4 protein-coding genes and 1 pseudogene are annotated in these 6,402 nt (G+C 32.2%); 4 read left to right on the top strand and 1 reads right to left on the bottom strand.

Annotation, left to right across the window (positions count from 1 at the left end):
• Positions 1–556 precede the first annotated feature (556 nt).
• From ACO6FI_RS13015 to ACO6FI_RS13000, 4 genes are all read left to right on the top strand, one after another.
• Entirely contained in the window at positions 557–2,263 is a 1,707-nt protein-coding gene (locus ACO6FI_RS13015; protein ID WP_485457699.1) for an ABC transporter substrate-binding protein, read from the top strand.
• Positions 2,264–2,325: 62 nt separating this feature from the next.
• Complete coding sequence (locus tag ACO6FI_RS13010) at positions 2,326–3,285, top strand: ABC transporter permease (protein WP_485457698.1); 960 nt, start codon at positions 2,326–2,328, stop codon at positions 3,283–3,285.
• A gap of 11 nt (positions 3,286–3,296) precedes the next feature.
• Positions 3,297–4,940, top strand: a complete 1,644-nt coding sequence (locus ACO6FI_RS13005) for a dipeptide/oligopeptide/nickel ABC transporter permease/ATP-binding protein (RefSeq protein ID WP_485457697.1) — start codon at positions 3,297–3,299, stop codon at positions 4,938–4,940.
• The gene (locus tag ACO6FI_RS13000) at positions 4,906–5,619 is read left to right on the top strand and encodes an ABC transporter ATP-binding protein (protein ID WP_485457696.1); all 714 of its coding nucleotides are present in this window, start codon (positions 4,906–4,908) and stop codon (positions 5,617–5,619) included. The genes ACO6FI_RS13005 and ACO6FI_RS13000 overlap by 35 nt, the downstream gene beginning before the upstream one ends.
• Before the next feature lie 141 nt (positions 5,620–5,760).
• Here ACO6FI_RS13000 and ACO6FI_RS12995 read toward each other — a convergent pair.
• A pseudogene (locus tag ACO6FI_RS12995) lies at positions 5,761–6,402 on the bottom strand (IS1634 family transposase); the annotation flags it as partial.

Raw genomic sequence — 6,402 nt, 5'->3', positions numbered from 1 at the left:
TCTTTTCATTTTTTCTTCTTTTCTTTTCTCAAAAAATAAGCCATAAACACCTCTAAAATTTTTTTTCAAATTTTTTGAAATATTTTTAATGTGAGAAAAGCCTTTAAAATAAAGGGTCAAAAAGAATTGCATAAGGTTAAATAGTTTATTCAAAATTTAAAATGTCGGAAATTTCATAGTACTTCGACATAAGACGGGTATTTATGGATAAAATCACTAAAATCATTAATTTAATCTAAAATCACTATTTGACTTAATCAAATATCAATGATAACCTAGAAACAATGTTTTTTAAACAAATTGAAAATGTGAGGAAGTATGAAAAATATAGTAGCAATACGAAGCGAAAGAATCTTCATATAATGAGAGATTTGTTAATGAATATCTTGATATATTAAGTGATATTTTGAAGCTAAATTTTGAATCTGTGGAAATTTTTTTTATTCTTTAAGATGAGCTATAACATAAATTCATATCTTAGCAATTCATTTATTTAAAGAAGGAAATAAACACATAAATAAAGGTTTATTGTAGGTAATAACATAGGGAGGGAAAGATGTTAAAAAGAAAATTTTTGACTTTAGGAGCCATGTTTATTGCAGTAGGGGCTTTGACCGCCTGTTCATCAAAACAGGATGAAACAACCAAGAGCAATACAGAGGTACAGACTCAGGTAAGTAAGACAGAAGCAAAGGTGGAGGAAGTTCCGGATACTATAGTATATGGTATGTCAACATCTCCATCCGGAGTTTTTAATCCTTTACTTACAGATAGTATATATGATGATGCAGTTTGCAGTATGGTATATACTTCACTTTTAAAGCTTGATGAGGAGCAAAATCTTATGCCTTATCTGGCAAAGGAGTATAAAGTATCTGATGATCAAAAAACTATAACTTTTACTCTTAATGACAATCTTAAATGGTCAGATGGAGAAGCACTTACTTCAGAGGATGTAGCTTATACATTTAATGCACTTGGAAATGCAGATTATGCCGGAGAGTATGGAAATTATGTTAAAAAGATAAAAGGTGCTACAGAATATAAGGATGGTAAAGCTGAGAAAATATCAGGTATTAAAACTCCTGATGATAAAACTATAACCATTGAGTTTGATAGTGCCTATGGTCCCGGACTTACAAACCTTGGTTGTATGGGAATAATACCTGAGCATATTTGGTCAAAAATACCTATGAAAGAGTGGAAGAATAATACAGAGGCTCTTACAAATCCTGTAGGTAATGGACCTTATAAGCTTGTAAGCTTCAATGAAGGTCAGGATGTTAAGTTTGAAAAGAATGATGATTTCTTTGGTGGAAAAGTAAAAACTTCAAATATTGTCTACAAGATTGTAGGTGAAGATACAGTAGCTGCTGATTTAAAAAGTGGTGCTGTAGATATGGTTGCAGTAACTAACTTAAAGAAAGCAGATATCGAAGAACTTGAGAGTGCAGGTTTTAAAATATACCGACATCCAAACAATTTATTCCAATATATGGGATTAAACTATAGAAATCCTATATTTAAGGATATAAAGGTAAGAGAAGCTATAATTACAGCTATTGACAGAAAGAATATGGTAGAAAAACTTATTGAAGGTAATGGAGAGGTGAAAGATACACCTATGCTTTCAAGTTCATGGGCATATCCTAAGGATGTAAAGTTTAATAAATATGAATATGATGTAGAGAAGGCAAAGTCATTACTTGAAGAAGCCGGATATACAATGAAAGATGGAGTTATGGTAAATGAGAATGGAGAAGCTCTTTCATTTACTCTTGATGTACCAACCGGAAATACAGTAAGAGAACAGGCAGCACAGGTAATACAATCCAACTTAAAAGATGTTGGTATTAAAGTTGAACTTAATAAGATGGAATTCCCGGCTCTTATGGAAAAAGTTGTTGCAAATCATGATTTTGACATGTATATGATGGGAAATAATCTTACAGCTGATCCTGATTTAACATCATACTGGTCCTCAGATGCAGTTAGCAATGAAAAAGGAAAGATGGGATGGAATATTTCAGGATTTACTACACCTGAGCTTGATAAAATTCTTGAAGCCGGTGCAGGAACAACAGAGATAGATGCTAGAAAGTCAGCATATAAAGAGTTTGCTGTATATATGAATGAACAGATACCATGGATTTATTTATTTGAACAGGATATAATTATAGCTACAAATCCAAAGCTTGAAGGATTCAACCCTTCGGTTTTTAGAGATTTTGCAGATGCACAAAACTGGAGCATATCAGAGTAGCAATTCAGAGCCGTAACAAGATTTGTAGCGGCTCTTTTTGATAAAATCACTTGGGAAAAGGTATGATAAAATATATACTAAAGAAATTATTGGTACTAATAACATTGCTTTTTTTTATTTCAATCATAATATTTATCTTAATCAATAAGCAACCGGGGCATCCATATTTCAATATGATAAATCCAAATACTTCAGCAGATTTAATAGAAGGTAAATTAAGAGAATTGGGCTATTATGATCCCTTATATATAAAATATTTCAAATGGCTTTTTAGAGTATTGAGATTTGATCTTGGATATTCTGTTAAATATTCAAGACCGGTTACAGAAGTAATTGGTTCAAGAGTTTTCAATACATTTATACTAATGGGAACATCATTAATAACAAGTGCTTTTATAGGAGTATTCTTTGGTACTATTGCAGCTGTAAAGAAAAATACTATAGTGGATGATATAATTACAATACTTTCATTTATAGGGGTATCCATACCGGTATTCTTTATCTCACTCTTATTGATTAAAAGATTTTCATATGATATTACATTATTGCCATCATCAGGAATGTATGATGTAAGAAGACAATTTAAGGGGATTTATAGAATAATTGATTTATCAAGGCATATGATATTGCCTGTTATAACACTGACTATATTTCAGGCAACTGCATTTACAAGATACACTAGGGCAGCTATGATAGAGGTACTTGACAATGATTATATTAGGGCGTCAGTTGCTAAGGGAATGAGTTTTAGAAGAGTTTTGCTAAAACATGCTCTTAAAAATGCTATGATATCAATAGTAACGATTTTTTGTTTGCAGATACCTACATTATTTTCCGGGGCATTGATGACTGAAACTGTTTTTGTGTGGCCGGGAATAGGACGTTTGAGCTATGAAGCTGTACAAAATAGGGATTACCCACTTATAATGGGGATTTTGATGATAGGTGCGGTATTTATATTGATATCTAATTTCTTAGCAGATATTTTATATATTTGCCTTGATAGAAGAATTGAAATATAACAGGTGGTAGAATGGATATAAAAAGTATAGAACTCAAGAGGAATATTTACTGGATACTGGGAGGAAGCATTTTATTATTTGCTATTTTTCTTTCGATAGTGGCTCCATTTTTTGCAAAGTCTTCTTACTCAACAATTGATCTATTTTCCATTAATGCAGCACCTAATAGTATGCATATACTTGGTACAGACAGTCTTGGAAGAGATATTTTTGCCAGACTCTTATATGGAATGGGAGTATCTTTAAGTGTAGGTATAATAAGTACAATTATGCAAATACTTATAGGTACGACACTTGGAACAATAGCAGCTTATTTTGGTAAAGGTCCGGACTTTATTATAATGAGAATTATAGATATAGTGATGTGTTTTCCATTTATTATAACAGCAATGGCAATAGCTGCTATAATAGGACCTTCACTTAGTAATCTTGTAATTATTATATCAATATTATCATGGACGGATGTGGCAAGGATAGTAAGGGCGGAAGTACTATCTTTAAAAAAACAAAATTTTATAATAATGTCAAAGACTATTGGTTTTTCAGATATATTTATTATTATAAAGCATATCCTACCTAATGTTTTGCCAATGATAATAGTAGCAGCAAGTATATCTATGGCAAATTCAATATTGATAGAGGCGTCTTTAAGTTTCCTTGGTATGGGAGTAAAGGATCCTATGCCAAGTCTGGGTAATATATTGTCAAATGCCCAAAATATGAGGGCTTTGCAAAGCTATCCTTGGACATGGTTGCCGGCCGGATTAGTTATAATATCAATAGTACTGGCCATAAACTTTATAGGAGAAGGTTTTAGGATTTTTTTCAACCCAAAACAAAGAAATACTAAGAAAGCACTTGAGTTTGAGGTTGATTTGGATATAGAAAAAGGTAAGATAATGGCACTTGTTGGAGAATCAGGAAGTGGAAAAACACTTAGTACTAGGGCAATTCTTGGACTAAACTCTGACAATATAAATGTCAAAGGAAGGGTTATGTTTGAAGGGAAAAATCTGCTTAAGCTAAGTAAAAAGGAACTAAAGAAGGTAAGGGGAAGAGATATAACTTTGATGTTTCAAGAACCTATGCGTGCATTGGACCATTTGATGAAACTTGGAGATCAGGTAGATGAAGTTTTGCTTTTGCATACAAAATTATCTAAGAAAGAACGCTACGATAGAGTTATAGAGCTTTTTAAAGAAGTAAGCCTGCCGGAACCACAAATTATATACTATAAGTTTCCACATCAAGTAAGTGGTGGTATGAGACAGAGAGTGCAAATGGCAGTAGCAATAGCTTCTGATCCCAAACTCTTGATAGCAGATGAGCCTACAGCAGCAATAGATGAGGAATTGAAAAATGATATACTATCTTTACTATATGATCTATGTAAAAAGAGGAATATGGCTATTATATTAATCAGTCATGAACTGTCTAAAATAGAAAAATATGTTGATGAAGTAGCTGTTATGTATAAGGGTAAAATTGTTGAAAAACAAAATGCAAAAGAGTTTTTTGAATCCCCTAAGCATCCATATTCTAATCTATTACTAAAATCAGTTATAAACAAGGCTACATTTACAGGAAGATTTTATGAAGGTGAATTAAGCGAGGAGAAAGATGAGCAATATATTGGAAGCAAGGGAAATATATAAAGCTTACAAGTTTTCAAAAAGTGTTTTTACAAGAAAAATAAAGCAAAATGTATTAGAAAACTTTTCCTTTGAGCTTTTTGATGGAGAGATACTTGGAATAGTGGGAAAATCCGGAGTAGGAAAGTCCACTTTGGTAAAATGTTTAACAGGTATAGAAGAACCGGATGCTGGAGAGATATTTATAGATTCTACCAAGGTATTTGAAAAAAAACTTGGAAATAAAACAAAAATAAATTTATTTTCTACTTTAGAAATAAAAAAGAAAATACAGATTATAATGCAGGATCCATATACCACACTCTCACCAAAGCGAAGGGTATCAAGTCTGGCACTGGAAGCTTTAAAATTATATGAGCCAAATCTTAGTAGTGATTATATTAGAAAGATAGTAGAGAGTTACTTTTTTATGTGTGGGCTTGGAAAGGAATATATGGATGCATATCCACATGAACTTTCCGGAGGGCAAAGCCAAAGAGTATGTATAGCAAGTGCACTTGTTCTAAGTCCCAAGATACTTATTTGTGATGAAATAACCTCAGCACTTGATTTGTCAGTTCAGGCAAAGATTCTGAATCTTATGATGGATCTAAGAGAGAAGCTTGGACTCACATATATCTTTATATCACATAACTTGGAGCTTATAGATTGTTTTTGTGATAGAAAACTTGAATTAGTGTAAAAGTTAATACATATCTACAAAAAAGATTAACATACCATTTCTAGTACTTTATTTATATTTTGTCTTAATAATGCCTATATGATATATGTTACACTTAACTCTACTACCTGACTTCCGTCGTTTCTCTCAAAACCTGGTACTCTAGGTATCCAAGAGCATGCAGTTTTGAAAGAAATTGTCGATTTCAGTCTGTGTTAAGTAGAGGGCATCAAGGTTGCTAAAGCCAACCGGTTTTTTGACCTTTTCATTAAGGGATTGGTTTCTTGAGATATTGATATATGTATTATCACCTTTATTTACCACCCTGAAATCACGCATAAAGTTGATCAAGTCATAAGAGTTTATTTTATTCTTGAAGCACTTGATTTCTAATAATCTTAAAAGAAACAAGCTAAGGTAGCATATCAAAAAATGCCCATAGATTGTTTCTTTTTTCTGTAAATAAACAGGTCTTGCATCAAGGTATGATTTTGTAAGTCTAAAAGATTCTTCTATTTTCGATAGGCTATGGTATGTCTTATATACCTGTAAAGGCTCCATATCTATCTCAGACGTAACTAAAAGATTTATATACTGCATATTTAGCACAATCTCCAAGTTCATCTTTAGCGATATTTTTGTATGTAGAAAACTTTGAATCTTTATCAGCCACCTGAATGGTCTTACCTGATACGTTATACCGTTGTTTCATTTCTTCAATAACTTTTCTAATATATGGTTTTTCTGACTCATTTCCGGGATACATTTGCATGGAGACAGGTACCAGATCGGCGTCTAAAAGCA

It is taken from the genome of Lachnoanaerobaculum sp., assembly GCF_057250505.1.
This window is presented reverse-complemented; position numbering and strand designations above follow the sequence as displayed.